This window comes from Chryseobacterium gambrini, from assembly GCF_900156825.1.
In the GTDB taxonomy this organism is placed as follows: domain Bacteria; phylum Bacteroidota; class Bacteroidia; order Flavobacteriales; family Weeksellaceae; genus Chryseobacterium; species Chryseobacterium gambrini.
Genome location: NZ_FTOV01000003.1, coordinates 451,269 through 466,926 on the forward strand (window position 1 = coordinate 451,269; position 15,658 = coordinate 466,926).

8 protein-coding genes are annotated in these 15,658 nt (G+C 35.4%); all 8 read left to right on the forward strand.

The window, feature by feature from the left end; translation table 11 throughout:
- Window positions 1-75 precede the first annotated feature (75 nt).
- Window positions 76-3,096, forward strand: a complete 3,021-nt coding sequence (gene infB / locus BW951_RS08445; RefSeq protein WP_076391762.1) for a translation initiation factor IF-2 — start codon at window positions 76-78, stop codon at window positions 3,094-3,096.
- A 298-nt stretch (window positions 3,097-3,394) separates the two neighbouring features.
- Window positions 3,395-6,337 carry a SusC/RagA family TonB-linked outer membrane protein gene (locus BW951_RS08450; RefSeq protein ID WP_076391764.1) on the forward strand — a complete coding sequence of 981 codons (2,943 nt, stop codon included), beginning with the start codon at window positions 3,395-3,397 and terminating at the stop codon, window positions 6,335-6,337.
- A 78-nt stretch (window positions 6,338-6,415) separates the two neighbouring features.
- Complete coding sequence (locus BW951_RS08455) at window positions 6,416-7,957, forward strand: RagB/SusD family nutrient uptake outer membrane protein (protein ID WP_076391766.1); 1,542 nt, start codon at window positions 6,416-6,418, stop codon at window positions 7,955-7,957.
- 83 nt (window positions 7,958-8,040) lie between these two features.
- A complete protein-coding gene (locus BW951_RS08460; RefSeq protein WP_076391768.1) occupies window positions 8,041-9,975 on the forward strand; it encodes a putative porin in 1,935 nt (644 codons plus the stop codon).
- Between the two features lie 12 nt (window positions 9,976-9,987).
- Window positions 9,988-11,574 carry a bacillithiol biosynthesis cysteine-adding enzyme BshC gene (bshC, locus tag BW951_RS08465; RefSeq protein ID WP_076391770.1) on the forward strand — a complete coding sequence of 529 codons (1,587 nt, stop codon included), beginning with the start codon at window positions 9,988-9,990 and terminating at the stop codon, window positions 11,572-11,574.
- Window positions 11,575-11,833: 259 nt separating this feature from the next.
- A complete protein-coding gene (locus BW951_RS08470) occupies window positions 11,834-13,774 on the forward strand; it encodes a LysM peptidoglycan-binding domain-containing protein (RefSeq protein ID WP_076391772.1) in 1,941 nt (646 codons plus the stop codon).
- Window positions 13,775-13,844: 70 nt separating this feature from the next.
- Window positions 13,845-14,720: an ACP S-malonyltransferase gene (fabD, locus tag BW951_RS08475; protein ID WP_076391774.1), complete on the forward strand. Its 876-nt coding sequence runs from the start codon at window positions 13,845-13,847 to the stop codon at window positions 14,718-14,720.
- A gap of 14 nt (window positions 14,721-14,734) precedes the next feature.
- Window positions 14,735-15,637, forward strand: coding sequence for a GYDIA family GHMP kinase (locus tag BW951_RS08480; RefSeq protein ID WP_076391776.1), 903 nt, complete (start codon window positions 14,735-14,737; stop codon window positions 15,635-15,637).
- Window positions 15,638-15,658 lie beyond the last annotated feature (21 nt).

Genomic DNA, 15,658 nt, shown 5'->3' on the forward strand with positions numbered 1-15,658 from the left:
TGTAAATAAATTTTAATAAACAGTAAAAAAGAAATACTTTAATTTTAAGAATTAAAAAAATAGTAAATAATATAGATGCCAAAAATTAGATTAAATAAAGCGGTTAAGGAATTCAATATTTCGATGTCCAGATTAGTAGAATTTTTACAGTCAAAGGGCATTGAGGTTGAAAGCAATCCTAACGCTCAATTAGAAGAAGCGGCATATTCTGCATTGGAGGCTGAGTTTGCCAAGGACGGCGAGCAACGTAAAGCTTCCCATGAGGTGGTGATCACGAAAGTTCCGGAAGAAAAACTGGAAATTGAAGAAAAGAAAACCCCTGAAGTAATAAGAGCTAAAGCTAACAAATCGGAAACTAAAATTTTAGGTAAAATAGATCTAGAGCCTAAAAAGCCAGAAGCTGAAGAAGTTCCGGCTCCGAAACCGCAACCTGTGGTGGAAGAGAAAAAAGAAGAAGTTGCGCCTGCTCCTGAAGTAAAAGCAACTCCTGAAAAACAGGAATTTAAAGTTTTGGATAAAATAGATCTTTCCCAGATCGAATCCAGAAACAGACCTGTGAAAAAAGATAAACCAAAAGCGGAAGAGAAAAAAGAAGAAGAAAAACCTGTGGCTAAACCTGCAGAACCTGTAAAAGAAACTCCGCAACCTGTTGTTGCTGAAAAACCTGTTGCAAAACCCGTTGAAGAAAAAACGGCTGAACCGGCAAAAGCAGAAGAGGAATCTCAGGAACCACAAAAAATTGAAACGGTTTATCAAAAACTTGATGGTCCTAAAATTGTTGGAGAAAAAATCGATTTAACTCAGTTTGCTCCTAAACCTGGAGCGGGAGCTAAAAAGAAAAGAAAGAGAATTGAGAAACCGGGCGGAGGAAATCACCAGGGTGGAAACAATAATCAACAGGGAGGAAATAATCAAGGACAAGGAAACCGTCCACAAGGACAGGGAGGTCAAGGTGGAAACCGTTTTGGAAATAACCAGGGCGCACAAGGAAACCGTCCTCAAGGTCAGGGTGGACAAGGAAACCGCCCTCAAGGACAAGGAGGTCAAGGTGGAAACCGTTTTGGAAATAACCAAGGCGGACAAGGAAACCGTCCTCAAGGTCAGGGTGGACAAGGTGGAAACAGAGGTGGATTCAACAGAGGCGGACAAGGAGGTAACAGACCGGGTCAAAGAACAATGCCTGTTGAGTTAACAGACGAACAAGTTAAAAACCAGATCAAGGAAACCCTTGAAAAATTAACCAATAAAGGAGGTAAATCTAAATCTGCAAAACACAGAAAAGATAAAAGAAACTTCCGTAGAGAACAGGACGAGCGTCAACAGGAAATTGATGCGGCAGACAGAACATTAAAAGTAACTGAATTCATCACGGTTGGTGAATTGGCGAGCTTAATGAATGTGTCTCCTACAGAAGTAATTTCTGCGTGTTTCTCATTAGGAGTAATGGTTACCATGAACCAAAGGCTGGAAGCAGATACCTTATTATTGGTAGCTGATGAATTTGGTTATAAAATAGAATTCTCTGATGCGGATCTTGAAGATTCAGATTCTGAAGATGAAATTGATAACGAAGAAGATCTTCTTCCAAGAGCTCCGATCGTAACGGTAATGGGTCACGTAGACCACGGTAAAACTTCATTACTGGATTACATCAGAAAAACCAATGTAATTGCTGGTGAATCAGGAGGGATTACTCAGCACATCGGTGCTTATAACGTGAAACTGGAAAACGGACAAAGAATTACATTCTTAGATACACCGGGTCACGAAGCCTTTACCGCGATGAGGGCGAGAGGTGCGCAGGTTACCGATATTGCAATTATCGTGATTGCAGCGGATGATGATGTAATGCCTCAGACAAAAGAAGCGATCTCTCACGCACAGGCTGCAGGAGTTCCAATGATTATCGCAATCAATAAGGTTGATAAACCGAATGCGAATCCTGATAACATCCGTCAGCAGCTTTCCGGAATGAATATTTTGGTAGAAGAATGGGGTGGAAATGTTCAGGCGCAGGAAATTTCAGCTAAATTCGGTAACAATGTCGATGTATTGCTTGAAAAAGTTTTATTACAGGCTGAATTACTTGAATTAAAGGCAAATCCTGATCGTTCAGCAAACGGAGTTGTTATTGAAGCTTCTCTGGATAAAGGTAGAGGTTATGTAGCAACCATGTTGGTGCAAACCGGAACTTTAAGAGTTGGTGATTATGTGGTAGCTGGTAAAAACCACGGTAAAGTAAAAGCTTTGCTTGACGAAAGAGGTAAAAATCTTTCAGAAGCAGGTCCTTCAATCCCAGCAACTATTTTAGGTCTGGACGGAGCGCCTACAGCGGGTGATAAATTCCGTGTTTATGCAGATGAAAGTGAGGGTAAAGCGATTGCCAACAAGAGAGAACAACTTCAGAGAGAACTTTCCATCAGAACTAAAAAACATACGACGCTTGAAGAATTGGGTAGACGTATTGCTTTAGGAGAATTCAAAGAGTTGAATATTATCCTTAAAGGTGACGTGGATGGTTCGGTAGAAGCGCTTTCTGATCAGTTACAAAGATTATCAACAGAAGAGATCAGCGTGAAAATCCTTCACTCTGGTGTCGGACAGATCACTGAATCTGATATCAATTTAGCAGCAGCATCTGATGCTATTATTATCGGATTTAATGTAAGAGCTGGAGCAAATGCTAAAGATCTTGCAGACCGTGAAGAAATTGAAATCAGAACTTATTCTGTAATCTATAAAGCGATTGATGAGGTAAAAGAAGCAATGGAGGGAATGCTTTCTCCTGAAATTCAGGAGCAGGTTATTGGTAATGTTGAGATTCGTGAAGTATTCAAAATTTCTAAAGTGGGAACCATTGCAGGTTGTATGGTTCTTACCGGAAAAGTTACGAGACAGTCTAAAGTGCGTTTGCTTAGAGATGGCATCGTGAAATTCGATGGTGAACTTGAAAGTTTAAAACGTTTCAAAGACGACGTAAAGGAAGTAACAAAAGGTTACGAATGTGGATTGAACCTGAAAGGATACAACGATATCGAACAGGGCGACATTCTTGAAGTTTATGAAGAGGTTGCGGTGAAGAAGAAGTTGAAGTAATCATATAATTTATTTAAAAAGAAAATAATCCAGTTCAAATTGAGCTGGATTATTTTTATTTATAATTAGTCTAAATTATCTAAAGGACAACCTGTTTTTAAATGTTAAAACATTATTTAATAAAAAAATAATTATAATAATAAACAAAATATGAATTAAATATTCAAAACAGTTATGCTAAGCATTTTTTTTTAATAAGATTTGTTTAGATTACATAAAATATAAAAAGTTAAAAATTTGTTAATGTTAAAATTTATTAACATATTTGCTTTTGTTAAAATATTAAAAAACTGTTAATATGAATGTGAAATTAAAAGTACTAACTATTGGAGCTTTTTTCTTTTTAGGAGAAATAGCATCGGCTCAGCAAAAGAGAAAGGATACTATATCTACAAAAGAGATAGAAGAAGTAGTAGTAGTTGCTTATGGAAAGCAAAAAAAAGAAACTGTAATTGGTTCAAATGTGCAAATTGGAAGTGACAATTTCAAAGATAGACCAGTAACGAATGTTGCAAATGCAATAGATGGTGCTGCTCCAGGAATTCAGGTTTCGGCAGGCTCTGGGCAACCAGGATCATTACCGGCAATTAGAATCAGAGGATTTTCCTCAATAAGCGCAGGTAACAATCCACTATATGTAGTTGATGGAGTAATTTATAACGGCTCGGTTTCTGCAATAAATTCATTAGACGTTGAATCTATTAATGTATTAAAAGATGCAGCGTCTACATCTTTATATGGATCTTCTGCTGCAAATGGAGTTATATTAATCACTACAAAGAAGGGAAGAAAGGGAAGAGATATAGTTAACTTTTCTTTACAGACTGGTATTTCTCAAAGAGGAGTTCCTGAGTATGATAGAGTTGGGATTGCAGATTATTATCTACTAAATTGGGAAGCTCTTAGAAATGGACGTTTAACTACTGGGGCTAGTGCTACAACTGCTTTAGCGAATACTTGGGCGAGTGACAATTTAATTGCAAATCTTGGTGTAAATGTTTATAAAAATGTTGCAAACAATGCAGTAGTTGTAAATGGTGTTGTAACTGGTGATCAAACTCTTAAATATAATGATTTTGACTGGTCTAAACCGTTATTCAAAACAGGACTTAGACAAAGTTATGATTTAAGTTACGCAGGGGGAGGTGAAAAAACTACATATTTTGCTTCTTTAGGATACTTAAATGATCAAGGATATTTGGTTAAATCTGGACTTGAAAGATTTACAGCAAGATTAAATGTTGAATCACAACTTAAACCTTGGGTAAAAGTTGGAATTAATTTAGCTGCTACTAATACAAAAACTGAAAATAGTTACAATGGAGCTGATAATAATTCAGCAATTATTAATCCATATCGTTTTTCTAGGTCAATTGGACCTATCTATAGCCCTTATTCTCATAATGCAGATGGGAGTAATATTTTTGATTCCAATGGTGACAAAGTATATGAATGGCTAGGAGCAAGAGGAGCTAATGCAAGTCCAGGAAGAAATGCTATATATGAAAGAATTTTAAATAGTGATATTACAAGGGCTAATAATATCACGTCCAGAGTTTTTGCCGATTTTAAATTGTTAAAAGATCTTAAATTATCTATCATTGGAGGTTATGATCTTAGAAATGCTTACAATAGAGAATACCAAAATAATATTTTAGGAGATGCAGCTCCCGCTGGTGCAGCTTCAAGAACAAGCGAGAATACATACTCTGTGAATTTCATTCAATTGTTGAATTATACTAAAAAGTTTGGTTCTCACAATATTGATGTATTATTAGGCCATGAGAATAATAAATATACTTTTGAGTCTTTCTATGGCTATAAACAAGGACAAGTTGGAGCTAATAATGATGATTTAGTAAATTTCATTACTCCTACTTCATTAACTTCATATACGGATACTTACAATAAAGAAGCTTTTTTTGCTAGAGCTAATTATGACTTTAATGAAAAATATCTTTTATCAGGATCTATTAGAAGAGATGCTTCATCAAGGTTTGCACCAGATAAAAGATGGAATACTTTTTGGTCAGCAGGAGCTGGTTGGAGAGTAAACAAAGAGTCTTTTATGGATAATCTTAAATTTATTGATGAATTTAAATTAAGATCTTCATATGGAGAAGTTGGAAATGATCAAGGAATTGGGTTCTATGCATACCAGACTTTATTTGAATATAATAATAACGCAGGTTTACCAGGAGTCGTCTTTGGAACACAAGCGGATCCAAATATCACTTGGGAAAGTAATAATCAATTTGATGTAGGTTTAGATTTTGCCTTTTTAAATAGAAGAATAAAAGGATCTGTAGAATGGTATAAGCGAGAAACTGATGGATTGTTATTTAATGTTCCTGTTCCAATGAGTGCGGGTGTTCCAAGTAATAATGTTTTTAGAAACGTTGGAGCGATGTATAATAAAGGGATTGAAGCTTCCCTTACTGTAGGGATTATAAATGGTGAAAAAGGAGGATGGGATATTACAATTAATGCTTCGACTCTGAAAAATCAGATTTCAAAAATGCCAAATGGTCAACCAGAAATTATATCAGGTTCAAAAAAATTAACAGAAGGAAGATCCATCTATGATTATTGGTTAAGACAGTGGTATGGAGTAGATCCATCTAATGGTGATGGATTATTCTTATTAGACCCAACTTTGGCTTCTGCTCCAATTGCAGGTCAGGATAAACAAATAGACGGGGTATGGGTTACCAACAGGGCAGCTAGAGCAAAATATGATTTTGCTGATTCTGCTATTCCTGACGTTTTTGGAAGTATAAATAATGAATTTAGATATAAAAACTTTACTTTAACTGCATTAGTTACTTATCAGATAGGAGGCAAGATCAACGATTCTAATTATGCCTTACTTATGACTGGATATCCACAAGGTAGAGCTTTACATGCTGATGCTCTTAATCGTTGGCAAAATCCAGGTGATGTTACTGATGTTCCAAGATTTGATAGTTCTTTATCTGCACAATATGATGTAGCTTCTACTAGATGGTTAGTTGATGCTTCATTTATTAATCTTAGAAATGTTACATTAGGATATAAGTTTGGTGAAGATGTTACTAAAACACTAGGTTTTAGTAGATTAGATATGTTTATAAGTGGTGAAAACTTGTATATTAAAACTAAGAGAAAGGGATTAGAGCCGCAAGAAAACTTCTCAGGAGAGACTACAAACAGATTTACTCCTGCTAGGATATTCAGTTTTGGTGTAAACGCATCTTTCTAAAATAAAATATAAATGATCACTTTATTATCCAAAATTTGTGATTCATTTTAAATTGAAACTTAAATAAAATTAAAAAAGATGAAACAGATATTTAAAAAAATTAAATTCAAATATGCAGCATTGCTTTTGTTATTTGTTGCCGTTAGTTGTCAGTCTGATTATTTAGAAACAACGCCTACTGATCGATTGGGTTATTCAGATGTTGTTGAAAAACCACAAGGACTTATGAATATTATCAATGGTATTCACCGAGATATGTACGTTAGAACTCCATATGGGCAGGGCTATAATGGGCAAACAGGAGCTATTGTTATGTTTGATTCTATGGCAGATGATTTAGTGCATACTGGAACTGGTGCAAACTGGCATATTGCAGATCTTAGATGGCTTTCGGCAGATATAGACACAAGTACTGGGACAAACTATCCTTGGAGATTTTACTATAAAATAATAGGAAATGCAAACATAGTAATAGATAATGCTCCTAAGGTTTTCATTGAGCCTTCTAATCAGGTTGTTGAAACTGCTCTTAGAGATAAAGCATTGGGTGAGGCTTATGCATACAGAGCTTGGGCATTTTTTCAGTTAGTTCAAATTTACTCTAAAAGATATGATAAGACTTTAGCTAATAATGATGCTGATGGAGGTGTAATTCTTCGACTTACAAACTCTCTTGATCCGATGAAACGAAGCACTGTAAAAGAAACGTATGATCAAATTCACTTGGATTTGGATAAGGCAATTGTTTTATTAGCAGGTAAGACAAGAGATCATAAATCTCAATTCAATGTAAGCATAGCTAAAGGGATAAAAGCAAGAGTTTATTTAACTCAGCAAGAATGGGCTTTAGCAGCACAATTGGCGAATGAAGCTAGAGGTACTCTTCCTTTGATGACAAATGCAGAGTATGTTTTAGGATTTAATAAGATTTCTAATAATGAGTGGATGTGGGCAAGCGAAATACTACCAGATAATACAGATTATTTTGGGAATTTTGGAGCTTATATGTCTAGAAACTACAATTCAACTACAATCAGAACTGCACCAAAAGCGATTTATAGACCATTGTATGATGCATTTCCGTCTACAGATATCAGAAAGGCAAATTTTGATCCTACTGGAAATCATACAAGTTTAGGATTGCCTTCCAACTATACAAAAAGACCATACACTTCTCAAAAGTTTTTATCAGTTTCAGTATCTGATAGTAGATGTGATGTTCCTTATATGAGAGTGGCTGAAATGATACTTATTGAGGCTGAAGCATTAGCAAGAAACGGACAGGAAGCAGCATCCAAAACAGTATTTGAAATTTTGGCAAAAAATAGAAATCCTAGTTACACTTCTACAAATACAGGAGCAGCATATATTACTGAAATTATGAATAGTAGAAGATTAGAATTATGGGGAGAAGGATTCAGATGGTTTGACTTAAAAAGATTAAACCTTCCTGTAGAAAGAAATAGAATGAATGGCGTAACGGTTCCTACAGCTAATGTTAATCATGTCGCTTCTGTAATTAATAGTACTTATATTATTGCAAATACAGATCCTAGATGGCAGTTTAAGATACCAAGACAAGAGATAGACTCAAACCCATTGTGTAAACAGAATCAATAATTAAATACATTATCAAACCCCGCAATTCAAGCGGGGTTTTTTATTCCCTATTATTTCTTATTTTTGCTTTACAATAAAAATAAATGAAATACCTATTTTCCATCATATTTTTCCTGAGTGTAGCAGCTCAAGCCCAGGTCGTCAACAAAACAGACTTCAATAAACTTCCCAAAGATAAAGACACGCTCGTTATCGATTCCGGGAAAAAAGACTCTTTAAAAATATTTAAACCGACTATTAATGATTATCTCTATCAGAAGCAGTTTTCTGAAAAGAAAGTCTTTGATACGGTAATGACTTTCGATAAAACGTATATTTTTTCTCAGTATAACAATAAAGATAACTTTGGAAGAGCACAGGTCGCAAACATAGGTGCAGGATTTAATCCGCTTACGTACGAAGTGAATGCCGAACAAAATTTAGCACTATTACCAACCAACAAATCATATTGGATTTTAGGCGTTAATGATATCAATTACTATGACGTAAAAACGCCGACCGCAACCTTCATTTATCATAATGCAATGAAAAATGGAGCCGCTTTAAGATCTTCTTACACGCAGAACATTGGAAAAAGATTTAATTTTTCTCTGGAATACAGCGGATTGCGTTCTCAGGGAATGTACAGAAATTCATTGGCATCCAATAACAATACTTTGTTTACAGGACATTATGTCTCAAAAAGCGGAAATTATGAATTGTTTGCACACTATCTTCATCAGAATGTGAACAATCAGGAAAATGGAGGAATTGCAGTAGACAGTTTATTTCAAAACGGAGACAGCAATTCAAGAAACAGACAGAATATGCAGGTAAATCTTACATCTTCAAGCTCACAGTATTCCTACAGAAGATATTATTTAACCCATCAGTTTGCTCCGTTTAAATCAGAAAAAATTCCTTTTAAAATAAGACATACCATTTCTCATCAGGGAAACAAATATTACTATGCCCAAAGTGCCGCTGAAACTTACTGGTACGATGCTCCGGATGAACTGGTGACAGGAGCTCCGCTTACTTCAAAAAAATATTCAGACAACTTCAGCAATACGGTAAGTCTGGTTTGGGACAATGAGAAATTTAAACTTGATGCCGGTCTTCGTTACCAGATGCTGAAATTTGGCTCCAATGAAATTACCCTTCCGATTTTAGTGATTCCTACGGAAATTAAAGAAAGCAGAATCGGAGCAGTAGGAAATTTGCAGATTAAACTGTTTGATAAAATCCAGTTAAATTCATTTTTGGAATTTTCTAACGGAAGCCAGTTCGGAACCTATTTAAAAACAACCAATAATCTGAAATTTGAGCCGGTAAAAGATTACTTTGTGAATGCAAAAGTAAACTTTCAAAGCGCTTATCCGTCCTTCAATTATTTGTTGAATACTTCTGTGTATAATAATTACAACTATTATTTTCAGAATGCCCAGAACCAGACCATCTCAGAAATCGGAGGAAGTGTTGGCTTAAAGTGGTTTAAAACAGAATTGTTCGCGAACTATTTCAGAATAGATAATTATACCTATTTTGATGCAATTGCAATGCCTCAGCAAAGCGGAAGTCCCGTTAATATTTCGCAGATCGGAGGTGACGCTACTTTTAGCTACGGTAAATTTCATTTAAATACAAGATTACATTTTCAGAATGTTTTAACCAATAAAGATTTGCTTCCGTTACCAAGTTTTATAGGTCGTGCCAATTTCTTCTTCCAGTCCAAAGCCTTTAAAAATGCGGCGGAAATTCAGACCGGAATTAAAGTGTATTATTTTTCGAAATTTGCATCTCGGGAATTTTTTCCTATTCTTAACGAATATATTTTGCCGGGTTCCAATTCATTTTCTATCGGAGGACAGCCGATTGCCGATGTTTACTTCAATCTGAAAGTTAAAAAAATGTTCTTTTTTATTGAAGGACAACAGGTCGGAACTTTCCTTTCTAACAACAAAGCATATGCATTTCCAAGTTATCCGGTCTACGATTTTAGGCTGAATCTGGGAATCGTATGGTATTTGTTCAACTAAAATATAGACAAGTTGAAAACTATAAAAAAAATATCTTTTCAGGATATCCAAAGCATCCCTCAGTTAATCAAAGATTTTTTAAATCATGATATCGAGGGATTTGAAGAAAAAACATTTTCTTTAGACCATTTTAAGAAACAGATCGCGCAGAAACAGAATTCTTTCACGGCGGATCAGAGAAATATTTTAGCCGGTAATTTAGAAAGGCAGCTTGCCCATCTTGAACTTTCTTCTAAACAGAATGAAAATATAGATCATTTAAGACTTTCTAATACCTTTACCATCACCACCGGTCATCAGTTGAATCTCTTTTCAGGACCCGTCTTTTTTATTTACAAGATTTTGCAGACCATTAAAACCTGTACTTATTTAAAAGAAAATTTTCCTGAATTTAATTTTGTTCCTGTATATTGGATGGCTTCCGAAGATCACGATTTTGCGGAAATCAATCACTTTAAAACCGAGAACAATTTCTACGAAATCAACGAAAAATCAGGCGGTCCGGTTGGAAGAATAGAAATTAGCGATACATTTTTCATATCTGAATTTGAAAGAGAATTCAAAGACTATGTTTTTGGGACGGAACTGATTTTAATGCTGAAAGAAGCTTATAAAACCGGACATACGTTAACTCAGGCAATCCAGATCTTAGTCAACAGACTGTTTTCAGATTTTGGCTTACTGATTTTGGATGGTGATTCTAAAGACCTTAAAAATCAGATCAAAGAAACCTTTAAAGATGAACTGCTGAATTTCAGCTTATATAAAAATTCAAAAGAAAAAGTAGATTTCTTAACCGGAAAATATGGGAAAGTTCAGGTAAATCCGCGCGAAATTAATTTATTCTACCTTTCGGACACGAGAGACAGAATAGATTTTGACGGTCAGAAATACTTTGTGGTAGATAAAAATATTCAGTTTACCAAAGAAGAAATTTTAAATGAACTTGAAAATTATCCGGAAAAATTTAGCCCGAATGCTCTGATGCGTCCAGTTTATCAGGAAACTATTCTTCCCAACCTTGCCTACATCGGAGGAAATGCAGAAATCATGTATTGGCTGGAACTCAAAGATTACTTTTCAAAAATAAGTATTCCTTTCCCGATCCTGATTCCCCGAAATTCCATGCTTTTTTTAAAAGAAAAAACACTCGGGAAAATAGAAAAACTGAATCTGAAAGTAGAAGATTTCTTCCAGAACTTTACGACGGTTATCAACAATAAAATGTTGGAAGATAATTCCATTCTGGAAATGTTGGAACAAAAGGAAAATACACTCATCAGTCAGTTTGCCAAACTTAAAAATATCGCCGAAACCACCGAAAAATCTTTCGGAAACATGGTGAAAGCCGAAGAAGTAAGACAGTTGAAATCTTTTAAAAGAATGAAAAAACGTCTTCTTCATGCAGAAAAGATTAAAAAAAGCGAATTGATGGAAAGGCTGGAAAATCTGTTTTTAGATGTAAATCCTTCTAAGAATTGGCAGGAAAGAGTTTATAATTTTAGCGTATTTTTTGCAGATCATGGATATCAGTGGTTAGATTTTTGTTTAGAAAAAATAGAAATAGAAAAATCAGAATTTATAATTATTGCTTATTAAGGATAAAGAATCTATTATTGCGTTTTAAAAATAAATGAAATGATGCAGAAAAATTCTTCTCTTTCGTCTACAAAAAAGATGTTCTGAAATTCTTAGGATAATAATTCTTAAACTGAAAGATCTATTATTTGGAGCATAACGAAGAAATTCAATTCTATCCCAAAGTAACACTCTGAATTTTAACAGAAAGTCTTTTCAAAACCAATAATTATTGTCATTTAATTTTAAAGAAGTATTTTTGCATTTATAATCACCGAATATGATAAAGAGGTTTTTTATTCTATCCAGTTTATGTATGGTTTTGGGTATGTCTGCCCAGAAATCGCACACCGTTGTAAAAGGAGATACTCCTTATAACATTGCTAAAAAATACGGACTTACTGTAGAAGAATTGCTAAAACTAAATCCTAAAGTGAAGGACGGTAAATTGGCGCTTGGAGATGTTCTTACAGTAAAAAATGATAAAGCAGCTCCTGCTTCATCAAAAACACCTGCTGCTTCAAAGCCTGTAAATAATTCTCAGCTTGGAAAAATTATTCTTCAGCCAAAACAAACCATCTACGGAATCACAAAACAATACAGAATATCCGAAACAGACCTCAGAAAACTGAATCCTGAATTGGATGCTCACATGAAGATCGGAGATGAAGTTACCCTGCCTCTTGAAAGCATCAAAAAATATGGCGGAGAACAGAGTATTGCCGTACATACTTCTCCGGTAGAAAAAACTGTTGAAACTGTTGCTGAAACTCACACCACAAAAGCTTCGGAAGACGAATATATTGTACAGCAGAAAGACAATTACTACAGAATTTCAAGACAGTTCAATATTACAAAAGAAGAATTGTTTGCACTGAATCCCGGATTGGAAGAAAAAGGATTAAAACCGGGGGAAACAATTAAAATAAAAAAAGCAGGAACAAAAAATTCCGGAGCTGATATTTTTGAAGAAAATTCAAATCCAAAAACCAAAGTAGATTCAGGGAATGAAAAATCTTCATCTAACACGGTTTCTTCGGAAGACGATTATGTAACCTATACTGTTCAGCAGGGAGATACCGTTTTCTCGATTGTGAATAAATTTGGAGTTACAATAGATGAACTGATTGCGCTGAATCCTGAACTTTCCAAAGGACTAAAAACAGGAATGGTTTTAAAAATTAAAAAACTGGATCCTGCCTATGTAAAGAAAAACGGTGATGCGTTAAGCGTTGTAATGATGCTTCCTTTTGGCTACAGCACAGGAGAAACACAATATCGTACAATGGCTTTGGATTTTCTTACGGGGGCAAAACTTGCCATTGAAAGAAATGCCAGAAACGGACAGAAATTAGATATAAAAATTGTGGATTCCGGAAACGAAGCTTCGTTCCGAAATTCATTAACCCAGATAAATCCGGATAATACAGACTTAATTATCGGTCCCTTCTTCAAGTCGAACGTTGTAGATGTTCTGGACTTCACGAAAAACCAGAAAATTCCGATTGTTGCACCATTTGCCAACTCTCCGGAATTGTACAACTACAGCAACCTGATTATTGTGGAAACCAACGATCAGACCTATGCCGATAAAATTGTAGAAGAAGTGAAATCTGCGTTCTCGGATCAGAAAATCTATATAGTTGCAGATTCTAAAAAAGAAAATGCCAATTACATTAAAGCCGGTCTTGAAAAAACGCTTAAAAATCCAAACATCACCATCGTAAATTCATCAGCGGATATTCAGCTTGATAAAAATATGATGACGGGACAGTCTGCTCCGGTTATTGCCATTCTGGCAAGTGATAGTGATACGGCAGGTGAAGCTTTTGCCAACAGAGTAATCGCTTTATCCAAAGAAGTTCAGGGAGTAAAAGCTTTCAGTATGCATTATGCTCCGGTTTTCGAGAAAAAAGTAGATGATCTTAGCCAGGCAAATCTTGTCTATTTAATGGACAGAAAGATCAATACAGAAGGAAGTTTCGAAAAAGAAATTCTTGCCGCTTATAAAAATAAATACTGTAAAACACCTCCAAAGTTTGCCATCGTAGGTTTTGATATCGTGAATGATATGCTGACCAGAGAAAACAAAAAAGGAGAAATCTTCAAACAGATGAATAAGGTACAGACTCAGCTTGCCACAAAATTTGAGTTTGTAAAGTCCAAAGCAAACGGAGCTTATGTAAACACAGGGTACCGCGTTATCAGATTGGTTCCTTAATCATTTGATTGTGTTTTAAAGAATATTGTTAACATTATAATTATATTTGCATAATATTTTAAATTAATACATGAAAGCACTTGTATTTCCAGGGCAGGGTTCTCAGTTCGTAGGAATGGGAAAAGAATTGTACGATTCTAGAAAAGACATCAAAGATCTGATGGAATCTGCCAACGAAATTTTAGGGTTTGATATCCTTTCGATGATGTTCAGAGGAACGGATGAAGATCTTAAAAAAACGGAGGTTACCCAGCCTTCAATTTTTATCCACTCGGTTGCTGCCCTGAAAGCAGTAAACGGTCTTGGAGCTGAAATGGTTGCAGGACATTCTTTAGGAGAATTTTCAGCATTGGTTGCCAATGGAGTTTTATCTTTTGACGACGGTCTGAAACTGGTTTCCGAAAGAGCAAAAGCAATGCAGGAAGCTTGTGATGCCAATCCAAGTTCTATGGCAGCTATTTTAGGACTGGAAGATGCTAAAGTGGAAGAAATCTGTGCATCAATCAGCGGAGTTGTAGTTCCTGCAAATTATAACTGTCCGGGACAGTTGGTTATTTCGGGCGAAACAGCATCTGTAGAAGAAGCTTGTGCAAAGCTGAAGGAAGCAGGAGCAAAAAGAGCCTTATTATTGCCTGTAAACGGAGCATTCCATTCTCCATTGATGCAGCCGGCACAGGAAAGATTGGCTGCGGCAATAGAAAAAACAAAATTCAGAAAAGCAACCATTCCGGTATACCAGAATATTACCACTACCGCAGTTTCTGATCCTGAAGAAATTAAGAAAAATCTTATTGCACAGTTAACGGGTCCTGTAAAATGGACGCAGTCTGTTCAGAATATGATTAAAGACGGTGCCAATAACTTCGTGGAAGTAGGACCGGGAAAAACATTACAGGGACTCATCAAAAAAATTGATTCTTCTGTAGATGTAGCTTCTGCAATCTAATTAATAAAAAAATCATGGGCGAGATATTTTCACCGGGAAAGCTGATGCTTACTTCAGAATATTTCGCAATGGACGGAGCTCTTGTCTTAGCGGTACCTACCAAGCTGGGACAAGAGTTTTCTTTTGAAGAAATTCACGATGAAAAATCTCTCATTTTCTGGGAAGCCTATCATCAGAACAAATTATGGCTGAAAGCTGCCATCGATTATCAGAACTGGCAGATTTTAGAAACCAATATTCCGGCAAGTGCTGAATTTATTTTAAAGACATTAAAAAATGTTCAGTCACTTTCTGCTATTACATTCAAAAATAATTTTACTTACCATTTAAAGACCAACCTTCAGTTTCCTGCGGATTACGGACTTGGAAGCAGCTCTACTTTAATGACCAATCTTGCGGAGTGGGCAGAAATTGATCCATTTTATTTAAATAAGATAAGTCTGGGCGGAAGCGGATACGATATTGCTGTGGCAAAAGAGAAATCGGCAGTGCTGTATCAAAGTGTTCCTGAAATTAAATATGAAAAGGTAAATTTTAATCCTTCTTTTAAAGATGAATTGATTTTTATTCACTTAAATCAGAAACAAGACAGCCGTGAAGGAATCAGTTTTTACAAGTCTAAAACCAAGTCCCAAAAAAGGGTTGATGAATTTTCGGATATTACAAGAAATATTTTACTATGCAACGAATTGGAAAATTTTTCTGAGCTAATGTTGATTCATGAGCAAAAAATATCGGATTTTCTTGAAATTCCTACAGTTAAGGCTAAATTTTTTCCAGATTGCCCTGTTTTTGTTAAAAGTTTGGGAGCTTGGGGAGGAGATTTTGTAATGAGCTCAAAATTTGACGGCTTTAAGGACTATTTTTGGGGAAAAGGTTTTCACACAATTTTCGAATGGTCTGAAATAATTGCTTGATTTTCAATTTTTTACAAGGTT

What these genes read in the sequence shown, in the direction of transcription:
- BW951_RS08480 (WP_076391776.1), top strand. Translation starts at nt 14,735, where the DNA reads ATGGGCGAGATATTTTCACCGGGAAAGCTGATGCTTACTTCAGAATAT.
- BW951_RS08450 (WP_076391764.1), top strand. Translation starts at nt 3,395, where the DNA reads ATGAATGTGAAATTAAAAGTACTAACTATTGGAGCTTTTTTCTTTTTA.
- BW951_RS08460 (WP_076391768.1), top strand. Translation starts at nt 8,041, where the DNA reads ATGAAATACCTATTTTCCATCATATTTTTCCTGAGTGTAGCAGCTCAA.
- BW951_RS08455 (WP_076391766.1), top strand. Translation starts at nt 6,416, where the DNA reads ATGAAACAGATATTTAAAAAAATTAAATTCAAATATGCAGCATTGCTT.
- fabD (WP_076391774.1), top strand. Translation starts at nt 13,845, where the DNA reads ATGAAAGCACTTGTATTTCCAGGGCAGGGTTCTCAGTTCGTAGGAATG.
- infB (WP_076391762.1), top strand. Translation starts at nt 76, where the DNA reads ATGCCAAAAATTAGATTAAATAAAGCGGTTAAGGAATTCAATATTTCG.
- BW951_RS08470 (WP_076391772.1), top strand. Translation starts at nt 11,834, where the DNA reads ATGATAAAGAGGTTTTTTATTCTATCCAGTTTATGTATGGTTTTGGGT.